The organism is Pseudomonas sp. GW821-FHT12A04 (genome assembly GCF_058807755.1).
In genome coordinates, this window is the sequence record NZ_JBXAQZ010000018.1 from 100853 (window position 1) to 114670 (window position 13818).

Sequence of the window (13818 nt, forward strand, 5' to 3'; positions counted from 1 at the left end):
TCGCCTTTTTTGTTATCGCAGATTTCAAATCACCCCCGCCCCCTGTGGGAGCGAGCTTGCTCGCGATAGCGGTCTGACAGTCACTTCAAGGGTGTCTGTCCTTGCCTCATCGTCGGAACGCCGCCCGGAGCAAGCTCGCTCCCACAGGGGATAGTGTCGCCGCGAAATCCAGCTAACCTGTCTCTGCGCTGAACATACCTGCGAAACACCGCGTCGCAGAAAATGACCGTTGAAACCACCGCCAACCTGCCCCATCTAAGACCCATACCCATTGCGCAGGTGCCCCCATGAGCGACCAGCAGGAATTCCCCGAAGACCCGAGCGAATACGCCGATCCGGAAAACGCCCAGCAGCACAAACCTGGCAAAGGCCTGGCCCTGCCTGGCCAGAACCTGCCGGACAAGGTCTACGTCATCCCGATCCATAACCGACCGTTCTTCCCGGCCCAGGTGCTGCCGGTCATCGTCAACGAAGAACCGTGGGCCGAAACCCTCGATCTGGTCAGCAAATCCGATCACCACTCCCTGGCCCTGTTCTACATGGACACGCCCCAGGAAGACCCGCGCCATTTCGACACCTCGGCCCTGCCGCTCTACGGCACGCTGGTCAAGGTGCACCACGCCAGCCGCGAAAACGGCAAGCTGCAGTTCGTCGCCCAAGGCCTGACCCGCGTACGCCTCAAGACCTGGCTCAAGCACCACCGCCCGCCGTACCTGGTGGAAGTCGAATACCCGCACCAGCCCACCGAGCCGACCGACGAGGTCAAGGCCTACGGCATGGCGCTGATCAATGCGATCAAGGAACTGCTGCCGCTCAACCCGCTGTACAGCGAAGAGCTGAAGAACTACCTCAACCGCTTCAGCCCCAACGATCCGTCGCCGCTGACCGACTTTGCCGCCGCGCTCACCTCGGCCACCGGCAGCGAGTTGCAGGAAGTGCTCGACTGCGTGCCGATGCTCAAGCGCATGGAGAAAGTCCTGCCGATGCTGCGCAAGGAAGTCGAAGTCGCGCGCCTGCAAAAAGAGATTTCCGCCGAAGTTAACCGAAAGATCGGCGAACATCAGCGCGAGTTTTTCCTCAAGGAACAACTCAAGGTTATCCAGCAGGAGCTGGGGCTGACCAAGGACGACCGCAGCGCCGACCTCGAACAGTTCGAGCAGCGGCTGGTGGGCAAAGTCCTGCCGACGCAGGTGCAGAAACGCCTCGAAGAAGAAATGAACAAGCTGTCGATCCTCGAGACCGGCTCGCCGGAATATGCGGTGACCCGCAATTACATCGACTGGGCGACCTCGGTGCCGTGGGGCGTGTACGGCGAGGACAAACTCGACCTCAAGCACGCGCGCAAGGTACTGGACAAACACCACGCCGGCCTCGATGACATCAAGGACCGTATCCTCGAATTTCTCGCGGTCGGCGCCTACAAAGGCGAGATCAGCGGTTCCATCGTATTGCTGGTGGGCCCGCCGGGCGTGGGCAAGACCAGCGTCGGCAAATCCATCGCCGAATCCCTGGGCCGGCCGTTCTATCGCTTCAGCCTTGGCGGCATGCGCGACGAAGCCGAGATCAAGGGCCATCGCCGCACCTACATCGGCGCGCAGCCGGGCAAACTGGTGCAGGCGTTGAAAGACGTCGAGGTGATGAACCCGGTGATCATGCTCGACGAAATCGACAAGATGGGCCAGAGCTACCAGGGCGATCCGGCCTCGGCGCTGCTGGAAACCCTCGATCCGGAACAGAACGTCGAATTCCTCGACCACTATCTGGATCTGCGGATGGACCTGTCGAAAGTGCTGTTCATCTGCACCGCCAACACTCTGGATTCGATCCCCGGCCCGCTGCTGGACCGGATGGAAGTGATTCGCCTGTCGGGCTACATCACCGAAGAAAAAGTCGCCATCGCCAAGCGTCACCTGTGGCCCAAGCAGCTTGAGAAAGCCGGCGTGTCCAAGGGCAGCCTGAGCATCAGCGACAGCGCGCTCAAGGCGCTGGTCGACGGTTATGCCCGTGAAGCCGGCGTGCGCCAGTTGGAAAAAAACCTCGGCAAACTGGTGCGCAAAGCGGTGATGAAACTGCTCGACGAACCGAAAGCCGTGATCAAGCTCGGGCCGAAAGACCTGGAGGCTTCGCTCGGCAAGCCGGTGTTCCGCAACGAGCAGGTACTGGCGGGGGTCGGCGTGATCACAGGGCTGGCCTGGACCAGCATGGGCGGTGCAACCCTGCCGATCGAAGCCACGCGCATCCACACCCTCAACCGTGGGTTCAAGCTCACCGGGCAATTGGGTGATGTGATGAAAGAGTCGGCGGAAATCGCCTATAGCTATGTCAGCTCGCACCTGAAGTCCTATGGCGGCGATCCGAAATTCTTTGACGAAGCCTTCGTCCATCTGCACGTGCCGGAAGGCGCCACCCCGAAAGACGGCCCGAGCGCCGGCGTGACCATGGCCAGCGCCCTGCTATCGCTGGCACGCAACCAACCGCCGAAAAAAGGCGTGGCCATGACCGGCGAACTAACCTTGACCGGGCATGTATTGCCGATTGGCGGGGTGCGGGAAAAAGTGATTGCGGCGCGGCGGCAGAAGATTTTCGAACTGATTCTGCCGGAGGCCAACCGGGGGAATTTCGAGGAGTTGCCGGAGTATCTGAAGGAAGGGATTACCGTGCACTTCGCCAAGCGCTTTGCGGATGTGGCGAAGGTGTTGTTCTGATTAAACAGTGTGATTTCGAAATGGTCAGGCTCGTAACCTGACCATTTTTTCGAGGCCAGCAATAACTAAAAATAAATAATTAATAGGTTTGTAATCCCATCAGAACAGAGAGTACATCCAGGCACTTCGGCTCTATATCCTCAAGGTTCAAATCATTCGTGCGAAAAGCACAAAGGAGAGAACCCCATGGATATAAAACAACGAAGAAATGGTGTCGACGAACGCATTAATGACAATGTCAAATTTCGCCGTTGCTGCCCAAACAACCACTTGAATGCAACCCTTCAGAATCGTGAATACTTCCGGTCCGAAGAATTTTTCGCCAGCGTCGGAAACAGGGAAATCCTCGCCATTTTCAAGGCCGGAGAAAAAAACACCCCGCGTGACCGGGCCTTTGACATTTACATGCCCAAGCATATCGAGACGGGAATCTACACACTGAACTCTCTGGACTATTTGATAGAAATTGCCTATACCGAAAACTTCCCTGCCTACACCAGCCATTGGGCATTGGAAGGTGTCATGAACTTGACCGTGAGTAACGAAACACAACAGTACTCTGGCAACGTCGTTATGAAGTTCAAAGATCTGAATGGCATCGAATTTACATCAGAAAGCGATTTCTGTTTTTCTCTTGTGAGTTAACCGTTAAGCACTACCAGTAAATATTTTCTTTATCCCGAGCAGGTCGCTCTCACGAGGTTACCTCTACCCCCTGTGTGTGGCCCGCTCGCGATAGCGTCAACTCTTACACCCCCATTGCGGGCGACTGTCACACTTTGTCTCATCTTAAGTTATGCTCGCCGTTCGTCGTGAACGCCGGAGCAACTGACCTTATGTCCCCCATTCGCCTGTTTGTCCCCCTCGCCCTCGCCCTGCTTGCCGGATGCGCCACGCAACCTGCGCACAACGTGACCGTGGAAAAACAAAGCGAATGTCCGGTGAAACTCAGCAACGGGCAAAACCTGATCCTGACCCTGCCGAGCAATCCGACCACGGGTTATCGCTGGGCAATCCAGGATTCGGCCGGCGGTGTATTGCACGCCCTGGGCCCGGAGGTTTATCGAAATCCGGAAGATGCTGGCATCGTCGGCGCAGCCGGGGTCTCGACCTGGCGCTTTCAGGCTTTCGCGCCCGGCACCGGACGTTTGCGCCTGACCTCGCAACAGCCATGGGCGCCGGAAGTGCTGCCGGTGGATTCGTTCGACTGCGCGATTTCGGTCAACTGACCGTGGGCTGGCTGATTCTGGCGCTGATGGGCGCAGTGACCTTCCTTTATGGCCTGAGCGTGCATGCGTCCCTGCTGTGCCTGCTGGTCAAGCCGCTGCCGGTGCTGGCCCTGCTTGGCTGGTTGCATGACGCACCACCAGGCGAATATCGGCGCTGGATCAGCCTGGGGCTGATTTTCTCCCTGGTCGGCGACGTGTTGCTGGCATGGCCGGGGGATTTGTTCGTGTTCGGCCTTGGGGCGTTTCTGGTTGCGCATCTGGCCTATCTGAAAGCCTATTTGAGCGATTGCCGGCGTCCGGCATTGCTGCCACTGGTGCTGGCCCTCGGCGTCGGCGCCGTCCTGCTGGGGATTCTGATTTCCAACGGCCTCGGGCCATTGTTGGTGCCTGTGATTGTCTATGGCACGGCGATCAGCGCCATGCTGTGGCGCGCCCTGGCCCGACTCGGGACCGATGTGCCCAAACGCTCGGCGCTACTGGCGGCGGCGGGCGCAGTGGCATTCGTGTTCTCCGACAGCGTGATCGGCATCAGCCGCTTCGTGGTGCCGTTCGACGCGGCGCCGTACGTGATCATCCTCAGCTATTGGCTGGGGCAATGGGGGATCACGGCATCGGCGTTCACTCAGAAACCGCGCTGACCCCATCGCGAGCAAGCTCGCTCCCACAGGTATTGCACAGCCCTTGTGGGAGCGAGCTTGCTCGCGATATCAATATCACTGAACACACAGACTTTGCAGGCTGCTTGGCGGTTTATCAGACAACCCGCGCATCCCCGCGCCAACTTGGCTAAAATGCCGGCCTTTTCCACCTACACCGCTGGAACCGCCGTGAGCAAAGAACCCGATCGCCTTTTCGCCCAGCCTCTGGCCCAGGTGCCTGACTTCGCCTTCAACGAGGACGTGGTGCGGGTGTTCCCGGACATGATCAAGCGCTCGGTGCCGGGTTATCCGACCATCGTCGAAAACCTCGGTGTGCTCGCCGCGCAGTTCGCCCAGCCGGGCAGCGTGCTGTATGACCTGGGCTCGTCGCTGGGTGCCGTGACCCAGGCCTTGCGCCGGCACGTGCGCACCGATGGCTGCCGGGTGATCGCTGTGGATAACTCGGCGGCGATGGTCGAACGCTGCCGCGAGTACCTCAACGGTCAGGACTCGATGTTCCAGGAGTTGCTGCCGGTGGAGGTGATCGAAGGCGACATCCTGGCGCTGGAGTTCCAGCCGGCCTCGGTGGTGGCGCTGAATTTCACCCTGCAATTCATCGCCCGGGACCAACGCACAGCATTGCTGTCGCGCATCCGTCAGTCGCTGTTGCCCGGCGGCGCCCTGATCCTCTCGGAAAAACTGCGTTTCGAAGACGAGCAGGAACACGCGTTGCTCACCGACCTGCATATCGCCTTCAAACGCGCCAACGGCTATAGCGAACTGGAAATCGCCCAGAAGCGCAGCGCCATCGAAAACGTCATGAAGCCCGACAGCCTCGAAGAACACCGCGAACGCCTGTTGGCCGCCGGGTTCTCGAAAGTCGTGCCGTGGTTCCAGTGTCTTAACTTTGCCTCGTTGATTGCCTTGCCATGATTGATCTGTCCCCCCTCGCCCGCCGTCTGGCCGGCACGCCGCTGGCCGAATGGGCCAACACCCTGCAAGCACAACTCGACAAGAAAATGGAAAAGGGCCATGGCGACCTGGAACGCTGGCAAAGCGCGCTGGACGCCCTGCCGAAGATCCAGCCGAGTGAAGTCGATTTGCTCAATGGCTTGAAGCTCGATACCGATTGCAGCGACGAGACCCGCGCGCAAATGCGTACCGCGCTGATGGGCCTGTCGCCATGGCGCAAAGGGCCGTTCGACCTGTTCGGCGTGCACGTCGACACCGAATGGCGCTCGGACTGGAAGTGGTCACGGGTCGCCCCGCACCTGAACCTGAAAGGCAAGCGCATCCTCGATGTCGGCTGTGGCAACGGATATTACATGTGGCGCATGCTTGGCGCCGGCGCGGACAGCGTGATCGGTGTCGACCCGAACTGGCTGTTCTTCTGCCAGTTCCAGGCGGTGCAACGCTACCTGTCCGAGCCGAACGCCTGGCACCTGCCCTTCCCGTTCGAAGACCTGCCGCCGAACCTCGAAGGGTTCGACACAGTGTTTTCCATGGGTGTGTTCTACCACCGCCGTTCGCCCATCGAACATTTGCTGGCGCTGAAGGATTGCCTGGTCAAGGGCGGTGAGCTGGTGCTGGAAACCCTGGTGGTCGAAGGCGACAAACATCAGGTGCTGGTGCCGGAGGACCGCTACGCGCAGATGCGCAACGTGTGGTTCCTGCCGTCGGTGCCGGCGCTGGAGTTGTGGTTGCGACGTGCCGGGTTCACAGACGTGAAGTGCGTGGACGTGAGCACCACCACGATCGAGGAACAGCGCGGGACGGAGTGGATGAAGTATCAGTCGCTCAGTGACTTCCTCGATCCGGAAGATCACAGCAAGACCATTGAAGGGTTGCCGGCGCCGATGCGGGCGGTGATTGTGGCGCGGAAGTAAACCACAACCACCCAAATACAGAAGAACCCTGTGGGAGCGAGCTTGCTCGCGATGAGGCACTGTCAGCCAACAGAGATGTTGAATGTTAGTCCGCTATCGCGAGCAAGCTCGCTCCCACAGGTCCGGGTTCAGTCTGCTGGTTTCGCTCTTCGGGCCTTGAAGAATTCGCTCAACACCGCTCCACACTCATCCGCCAACACCCCACCTTCATGCAGTACCCGATGATTCAGGAAGCCCTGGGTAAAGAACTGCCCCTGGCTCTGCACGATCCCCGCCTTGGGTTCCAGCGCGCCGTACACCACCCGGGCAATCCGCGAATGCACGATCAGACCCGCGCACATGCTGCACGGCTCCAGCGTCACGTAAAGCGTACTGCCGGTTAGTCGGTAATTGCTGACGGCCTGGGCGGCGGCGCGGATTGCGACCATCTCGGCGTGGGCGCTGGGGTCGTTGCCACTGATCGGGCAGTTGAAGCCGCGACCGATGATTTCCCCATCCTGGACCAGTACCGCGCCCACCGGCACTTCGCCGAGGGCCGCGCCTTGGGCCGCCAGTGCCAGGGCCTCACGCATGAATTCGCGATCACGACTGCGGTCGATGATGGCGGCGGGACGAATCTGACGCATCACGCCACCTCGATAGCGGCCATCAGGCCGGTTTCCATGTGATCGATCACATGGCAGTGGAACATCCATACACCCGGATTATCCGCCACCAGCGCTACCTGCGCGCGCTCGTTCTTGCCCAGCAGGTAGGTGTCGGTGAAATACGGAATGACCTTGTGCCGGTTCGAGGCGATGACCTTGAAACTCATGCCGTGCAGGTGAATCGGGTGCTGATACTGGGTCATGTTTTTCAATTCGAAAATGTAGCTCTTGCCCTTTTCCAGTTTGGCGATCGGGCGGTCGGCACAGGTTTTGTCGGTGATGTCCCAGGCCTTGCCATTGATCTGCCACAGGCTTGGCGGCTTACCATTATCGACGTTCACCGACACCGAACCGACCCATTCGAAATTGAAGTTGAGTTTCTCGGCATTGGCCAGGTCCGGCTCGGCCACCGGGTTGGCGGGCAGCGCGGGCGGCCACTCGGTCGGGGCGTCGGTGTTGGCCACCGAACGCAGCGTACCCAAGCGCACCGGGCCGTTGCGCAGGGACAATTCTTCACCGGCCGGCGGCGCCTTGATCGCCAGGCAGATACGCATGCCGGGGCCGAGCCAGTATTCCTTGCCTAGCGGGCGCGGTTCGATGGGGTTGCCATCGAGCGCATAGATCTGCGCTTCGACGCCGGGAATATTCAGGCGATAGGTCAAGGTGTTATCGAGGTTGAGCAAACGTACACGGGTGATCTGCCCGGCCGGCAAATCAATCACCGCTTGCGCGATGCCGTTGATGGTCGACAGACGCCCCGCCGTGCCGCCACGGGCCGCTTCCCGGGGAATACTGAAGTCGACGAAAGCGCCCTGCTCATCGATGTGCCAGTTCTTCAGGCTCAAGGTTTTTTCGTACTTGAAGCCGGTGGGCTCACGCTCCTCGACAATCAGCGGGCCGACCAGGCCGCGACCGAGTTCCTCGCTGCTGCTCACATGGGGGTGATACCAGTAGCTGCCGGCATCAGGCACGCGGAATTTGTAATCGAAGTATTCGCCCGGCAGCACCGGCAGCTGCGAGACGTAAGGCACACCGTCCATTTCCAGCGGCAGACGGATGCCGTGCCAGTGGATGGTGGTGGCGACCGGCAGGTGGTTGATGAAACGCACCCGCAGCCATTCACCCTGGCGCACCCGCAACTCGGTGCCCGGCGCCGAAGGGCCGAAGGCCCAAGCCTGGGTCTTGTGCCCGGCTACCAGTTCCAAGTCCAACGGCGCTGCGATCAGCTCATAGTCGTGGCCCGCCTCGGCGTCAGCCATCTTGCCCAGCCAGTAGCGCGACGCGCCCCCTGCACCGACACCAACGACAACAAGACCGGCCAGGCCACCGAGGATTTGGCGACGGGTAAACGACATGAACTCAACTACCTCACGTATCAGCGACAGGCCCGGGAGCCTGCAAAAGGCGAATACGATACACCTGCAACTGCGAAACGGTAAGGGTGACCTGTGGCCGCACATCAGCTGTGGGCATAACTATGTAGTGCACTTGCCTTGAAAAAACCGGCCATCCTCGACATCCCGTTTTCTCAAGGAAAGAGAGTGCATGAACCCGAACGAAACACGCCCGCTGCCCAATGCCGCCGACAAGGCTGCGCTCAAGGCGATCGCCACCACCGTGATCCAGACTTGCCCGAGCCTGCAAGACACGGCGCACGAAGTCGCCAGCGACTTACTGAAAAAATCCGGCATTACCGACCTCGATCCGGATCAGGTGTACTTCCACCGTTTCGACACAGCGGAAAGCAGTTCGAAAACGTTCACGGGGTGGGAGCATGTCAAAGCAACGCCGACGTCAACCACGACCCTGACACAGCTGGTGATCCAGCGCTTTCGCACCAGCGATCAGGACAACGCCGACCTGCTTGACGTCTATGCAGGCTTTTATACCGCCGGCCCGAACGCCGGGAGGTTCAACGAAACCAACGAAGTACGCCTGCACGGCAACGAGGTGCTGAAGGCGTTCTGGAACATCGATTTCAGCACGCTCTATACCGACAAATTGACCGCGTTCTGGAAGCAGTCCGGCACCGACTTCCGAACCCTGGCCAAATGCAATTTTCTGATACAAGCCGTAAAGGCCAGGGACAAACGGCAGTTGAGCGACGATGACTTCCAGTTCGTCACGAACGCCGTAATGGGCCCGATCAACTGGCCCGTCGATCTGCAGATGCTGCGGGCTCAGCACCCTTGCGCCGACATTGTTCGGGCTCTGGACGTCGACGGGTACCTTGCCACCAACATCCTGCGTTTCGTCGCACCCAAGGGGCGCCAGATCGTGTACCTGCCCGGTGAAAACGTCGCTTTCAAAGTGCTGGAAACCGCGACGGACATGCACTACTGGATGTTGCAGCAGATGAACGAAGAAGAGGCTCGCCGAGGCTTCATGACGCATTTTTCCTTGGCCGATCGTCAAGCCATCGACAAGAACATCACCGATATCATGAACCGGCTGGTCAGCACCTGGGGCAAGTACGATCATCACCTGATCAATCAAAAAAACCAGGTCATCACCGGCGACGCATTCAGCTGGTTGAGCAACTCGACCAAAAGCGCAATGTTTGCCGAAGCCGAACTCTCGCTGACGTCCAATGGCGATCTGCGCAAGAAACTCTGGATCGGTTACCTCAGCGCCGGTTTAAAAGTATTCGGCCCCATGGCGGTGGTCGGTTGGCCGATTGCCCTGCCGGTGGTCGGCGCCAGTATCGCCAGCCTGGGTTTGAACATCGATCAGGCGGTCAATGGCAAAACCGCCGGGGAGCGCAAGGCCGGCGTTCTTGGCGCCGTGCTCAGCGGTATTGATTTGCTGTTCAACCTCCTGGTGCTCAAAGGTCCAGGATCGCTGGAGGAAATCGGCCCGGACATCGACGCCGCCGAAGCCAAAGAAATGACCGACCTGATTGAATCAACCACACCTGCCGAAACCGCGGGGTCGAAGGTCGAAACCATCGAAGGAGAATCAGAGGCTGTCACGGGCTCGACTGAGGACAGGCCAGCGTCATCAGTGCCGGACACCTTCAGGATTAATGATGTGCTCAGCGATGATGCCCTGGTTCGTGAGTCAGGCAAGTTCCAGGGTACATATCGGCTCGCCTCGAATCCTTCGTCCGCCATCAAACTCAACGGCAACGCCTATTACGTGCGTTATGAAAACAGCCTCAACGGGCGTGGGTACTGGGCAATCATCGACCCGGCCAATCCCGACTCCTTCACGGATTCGATTCCAGTACGGTTTATGAATGATTCGGGAGAATGGGAAGTCGTTCCAAAATTGGGCCTCAGAGGCGGGATGCAAGCAGCGGACGCCGCCTCCCCCGCCGTCGAGGAGTGGTCACAACGGCCAGGCGTTCACGTGCCGGGCCTTGACGACCCTGAAATGCGGGCATGGGCGCTGGGTGGACCCGACGTACGCAGCCCGTTCAGACGGATCTGGTCAGTGGCAGACATCGACGTCCACAGCGTACTCATGTCCGATGCCGACCAAGAGGTCATCACCCTCAGCGAATTCGAGATGGCCCAGGAAGAACCTCGTCGCAACCTGGTCAGCGACGCCAGGACCTGGTACGAGCTTCACCCTCCGACGCTGAGCCAACCGGCGCCCTCTGCACAAGCGTTTGCCACGCCTGGCGAACTGTTTGAAGCGGCCTACGCAGAAAAACCGGGGCTGGTCGTCGGCGAGAGCCGGGGCAGCATCGGCAGCAAACAGTTCCTGATCGAAAACATGCCAACGCTCGCGCAACATGGCGTCAAGACCCTGTACTTGCAGGAGCTGCTGGCCAACGTCAATCAACTCGAATTGGACACCTTCGCGCGCACAGGTGAAATGCCCGTCGAGCTGGAAAACTACCTGAAAAAACTCGACATCAAGGCCGGCAACGACCCAACAGGCCAATTCAATCTGCTGGCGCTGGTCAAAGCCGCCAATGCCCAACAGATCCGGGTTCAGGCCCTCGACATGTCGACGACCTACAACATCAACAAAGAAGCGATTAACTGGGAATCCGATTACCAGATGGCCAGGAGTTTTTTTGCCAGCGAGGTCATCCGGTTCAACGAAGCATTGAAAGAACCGGCCAAATGGATCGCCTTGGTCAATCAGGAAAACATGGCGACATTCAGAGGCTATCGCGGCATTAGCGAACAGACCGATGCCCTGAGCATTCGTATCGATGACGTAGCGCCGGGGCAAGCGCAACCCATCAACTCCGATCCGGGGTTGGCTGTGGAGCATGCGGACTATCCGGATTCCCCTGTTTTTTACGTATCTGATGGCATGGACTTCGACAGCGTCCATGCACTGATCAAAGGCGACTGGCGCGTGCAGATGCAAACCCCGTGGGCATACAGGACCCCGCAACAACTGCGAGCGCTGCTGCCTGAACCGGGGATGTTCACCTTTCAGCGCTACCGCAGCAGCGTCCTTGTGGTTTATCGCAATGCCAACAACGGGATGGCAGACAGCGTCATCAGATCCACACCGGGTGGAAGGCTGAATCTGGATACCCCGCTTCGGCCAGCCTACGAGTCCATGACAGTGGACAACCTCGAAGAACTCAAGCAAGCGTTGGTTGCAAAGGGCATGAAGCCCATGGGCTGGCCCGTCGAGCTGGCAAGTGAACTCGATTCACCCTTGTCAGGAACCTCTCAACCCATCGAAATACCGGACCACTGGCAAGCCAATGAACTGCTCGAGGGGCGGACACCCGTGAGTGAAGCCGGAAAATTCCAGGGCATCTATCAACTCGACTCCAACCCCGCCACTGCGATCTTGCTCGATGACAGGGCCTATTACGTGCGCTACGAAGCCGATCCCAACGGAGGCGGCACCTGGGCCATCATCGACCCTGAAAATCCCAACGCGTTTTCAGGTTCACTCCCTGTGCGTCTCAATGCCGAGGGCGAATGGGAGCTGACACCCCGAGCCGGGCTCAGGGGTGGTGGAAACCGGCATCCGGGCGGGTCCCGCGTTCCGCCGTCTACATCTGCTCCGGCCTCTGAGTCTGCCTCTGTTCAAGAGCCAACACAGGCCATCCTGCGCCGCCCTGCCACGCAATACGACGCAACTAACCGATTCAGTATCAGACTACTGGCGATGGGCGAGAGAGAAACCCATATCAAACTGGTCCGTCAGCCAGACGGAAGCTTTCGCGCAGAGTCCACTTACGCACGATACGTCGCGGCCCCGCGCGCCACGCTGTCACAAGACGCCCGTCAATTCTTTTCCCGCAGTGGATTTTTCGCTTCATTACCCCCTCGTCCGCAGCTTCCAGTCGTGACGCCATCAACCACTGCCGCAGAACTGCTCCCGAAGATATTTGAAGCGGCACCGGGCCTGGTCATCGGTGAAAGCCAGGACCGCATTGCCAGCATGCGGTTTCTCATCGAGAACATGCCGACCCTTGCCCAACAGGAAGTCAAGACGATCTATTTCCATCGCCTGCTTAACGATTTCAACCAGGTGGAACTCGATCAATTCTTCAAGACCGGGTCAATGCCCGATGATCTCAAGGCGTATTTGCAAAAGCTGAAAAGCGATCCCTCCGGCAGATTCACCCCGCTTGAAGTGGTCAAGGCGGCTCAACAAAATGGCATTCGGATTCAGGCAACCGACTGCCTGGCCAGTTACCGTTTCCCCGGCCCATCACTTCCCGACATGCATGAGCAAGCCATCAAGACCTACCTCACCCACACCATCATGGAGGCCGACAAAACGCTCAACGGAGCGGGCAGATGGGTGGTGCTGACGGATCAGGAAAACATCAACACCTTTCGCGCAATGTCCGGCATCAGCGAAATGCAGGGCGGTATTGGTTTGCGCATCGAAGAAGTGCTGCCGGAAGAAAGCCTGCTGATTGAAACGGATCGAGGCATTGAGGTAGGCCGCGGCTTTGCCACCCAACCCGAATTAACCGACGGAAACTTCGACACCTTGCACGCTGACTTGAGCTTGCAGATGCCACTGCCGTTGCTTGAAAAGACACCGGAAGCACTTGATCGACTGCTATATCGGCAAGGCATGTTCACTTTCGAGAAATCGAACGGAAACTGGACACTGATTCATCGCAACAGACTCGGCCAAGTGGTCCGAACGATGGTCGAGCGCACAGCTGACGGCAGCTACCTGATCAATCGCCCCGCATGGACCGACGTGAATCAGGTGCCTTATGCCAGCATCGACGAGCTGTCCTGGGGGCTCAGCCGTATGGGCATGAACCTCGAAGGGCGCTTGCCGGTGTAAACAAACCTGCTCGCGATGGCGGCGTGTCAGGCGCGGGAGATGTTGGATGTGCTGGCCTCATCGCGAGCAAGCTCGCTCCCACAGGGGATTTGGGGCGAACACAACTGAAACGCAAGAAGCCCCGGGTCTCACAACCCGGGGCTTCTTTTTGTCGCTATCGTTTTGAGCCTGCGTTCACAGGCTCATACGATCATTCCCACTCTATTATTAACAAGCAGATAAACCCCAGAAGAATCGGACCCTGTGGCGAAGCAAATTGCATAAGACCATGAAAAATACCATTCACATTTCAGCGAATCATTCGTTATATGTCGCAGAATATACCGTGACACTCAGGAGTAATTCCCCTTACGGACTTGCCTGACCTTCATCGGCACTGCGTCCTGCGAAACTTCAATCAGTTCTGGTGAGCCTGCCCTTCACGCTCAATGAAAAACCTCCCCCACATTCATCGGCAACGTAGAGTGGGTGATGAA

At 58.8% G+C, this 13818-nt stretch carries 9 protein-coding genes; 7 read left to right on the forward strand and 2 right to left on the reverse strand.

Translation table 11 applies throughout. The annotated features are described in order from the left end of the window. The first annotated feature begins 287 nt into the window (after window positions 1-287). From lon to cmoB, 6 genes are all read left to right on the forward strand, one after another. Window positions 288-2705 (forward strand): endopeptidase La, encoded by a 2418-nt coding sequence (lon, locus tag AC1RS8_RS25470; RefSeq protein ID WP_489339804.1) that lies wholly within the window; start codon window positions 288-290, stop codon window positions 2703-2705. A 186-nt stretch (window positions 2706-2891) separates the two neighbouring features. After that, the gene (locus AC1RS8_RS25475) at window positions 2892-3350 is read left to right on the forward strand and encodes a hypothetical protein (protein ID WP_489339803.1); all 459 of its coding nucleotides are present in this window, start codon (window positions 2892-2894) and stop codon (window positions 3348-3350) included. A 191-nt stretch (window positions 3351-3541) separates the two neighbouring features. Further along, a complete protein-coding gene (locus AC1RS8_RS25480) occupies window positions 3542-3934 on the forward strand; it encodes a protease inhibitor I42 family protein (RefSeq protein ID WP_489339802.1) in 393 nt (130 codons plus the stop codon). Between the two features lie 2 nt (window positions 3935-3936). Beyond that, window positions 3937-4572, forward strand: a complete 636-nt coding sequence (locus tag AC1RS8_RS25485; protein WP_489340604.1) for a lysoplasmalogenase — start codon at window positions 3937-3939, stop codon at window positions 4570-4572. Window positions 4573-4761: 189 nt separating this feature from the next. Then, a complete protein-coding gene (gene cmoA, locus AC1RS8_RS25490; protein WP_057716260.1) occupies window positions 4762-5505 on the forward strand; it encodes a carboxy-S-adenosyl-L-methionine synthase CmoA in 744 nt (247 codons plus the stop codon). Continuing rightward, entirely contained in the window at window positions 5502-6458 is a 957-nt protein-coding gene (gene cmoB, locus AC1RS8_RS25495) for a tRNA 5-methoxyuridine(34)/uridine 5-oxyacetic acid(34) synthase CmoB (protein WP_057716261.1), read from the forward strand. The genes cmoA and cmoB overlap by 4 nt, the downstream gene beginning before the upstream one ends. Window positions 6459-6586: 128 nt before the next feature. Here the strand turns inward: cmoB and tadA are convergent, their stop codons facing one another. Beyond that, the gene (gene tadA, locus AC1RS8_RS25500) at window positions 6587-7084 is read right to left on the reverse strand and encodes a tRNA adenosine(34) deaminase TadA (protein WP_489339801.1); all 498 of its coding nucleotides are present in this window, start codon (window positions 7082-7084) and stop codon (window positions 6587-6589) included. Further along, window positions 7084-8460: a multicopper oxidase family protein gene (locus AC1RS8_RS25505; protein ID WP_218494997.1), complete on the reverse strand. Its 1377-nt coding sequence runs from the start codon at window positions 8458-8460 to the stop codon at window positions 7084-7086. The genes tadA and AC1RS8_RS25505 overlap by 1 nt, the downstream gene beginning before the upstream one ends. Before the next feature lie 190 nt (window positions 8461-8650). Between AC1RS8_RS25505 and AC1RS8_RS25510 the strand changes: the two genes are divergently transcribed. Next, the gene (locus AC1RS8_RS25510) at window positions 8651-13342 is read left to right on the forward strand and encodes a membrane-targeted effector domain-containing toxin (protein WP_489339800.1); all 4692 of its coding nucleotides are present in this window, start codon (window positions 8651-8653) and stop codon (window positions 13340-13342) included. Window positions 13343-13818 lie beyond the last annotated feature (476 nt).

Coding starts and splice junctions, on each gene's coding strand:
- lon (WP_489339804.1), top strand. CDS start 288: ATGAGCGACCAGCAGGAATTCCCCGAAGACCCGAGCGAATACGCCGAT.
- AC1RS8_RS25475 (WP_489339803.1), top strand. CDS start 2,892: ATGGATATAAAACAACGAAGAAATGGTGTCGACGAACGCATTAATGAC.
- AC1RS8_RS25480 (WP_489339802.1), top strand. CDS start 3,542: ATGTCCCCCATTCGCCTGTTTGTCCCCCTCGCCCTCGCCCTGCTTGCC.
- cmoB (WP_057716261.1), top strand. CDS start 5,502: ATGATTGATCTGTCCCCCCTCGCCCGCCGTCTGGCCGGCACGCCGCTG.
- tadA (WP_489339801.1), bottom strand. CDS start 7,084: ATGCGTCAGATTCGTCCCGCCGCCATCATCGACCGCAGTCGTGATCGC.
- AC1RS8_RS25505 (WP_218494997.1), bottom strand. CDS start 8,460: ATGTCGTTTACCCGTCGCCAAATCCTCGGTGGCCTGGCCGGTCTTGTT.
- AC1RS8_RS25510 (WP_489339800.1), top strand. CDS start 8,651: ATGAACCCGAACGAAACACGCCCGCTGCCCAATGCCGCCGACAAGGCT.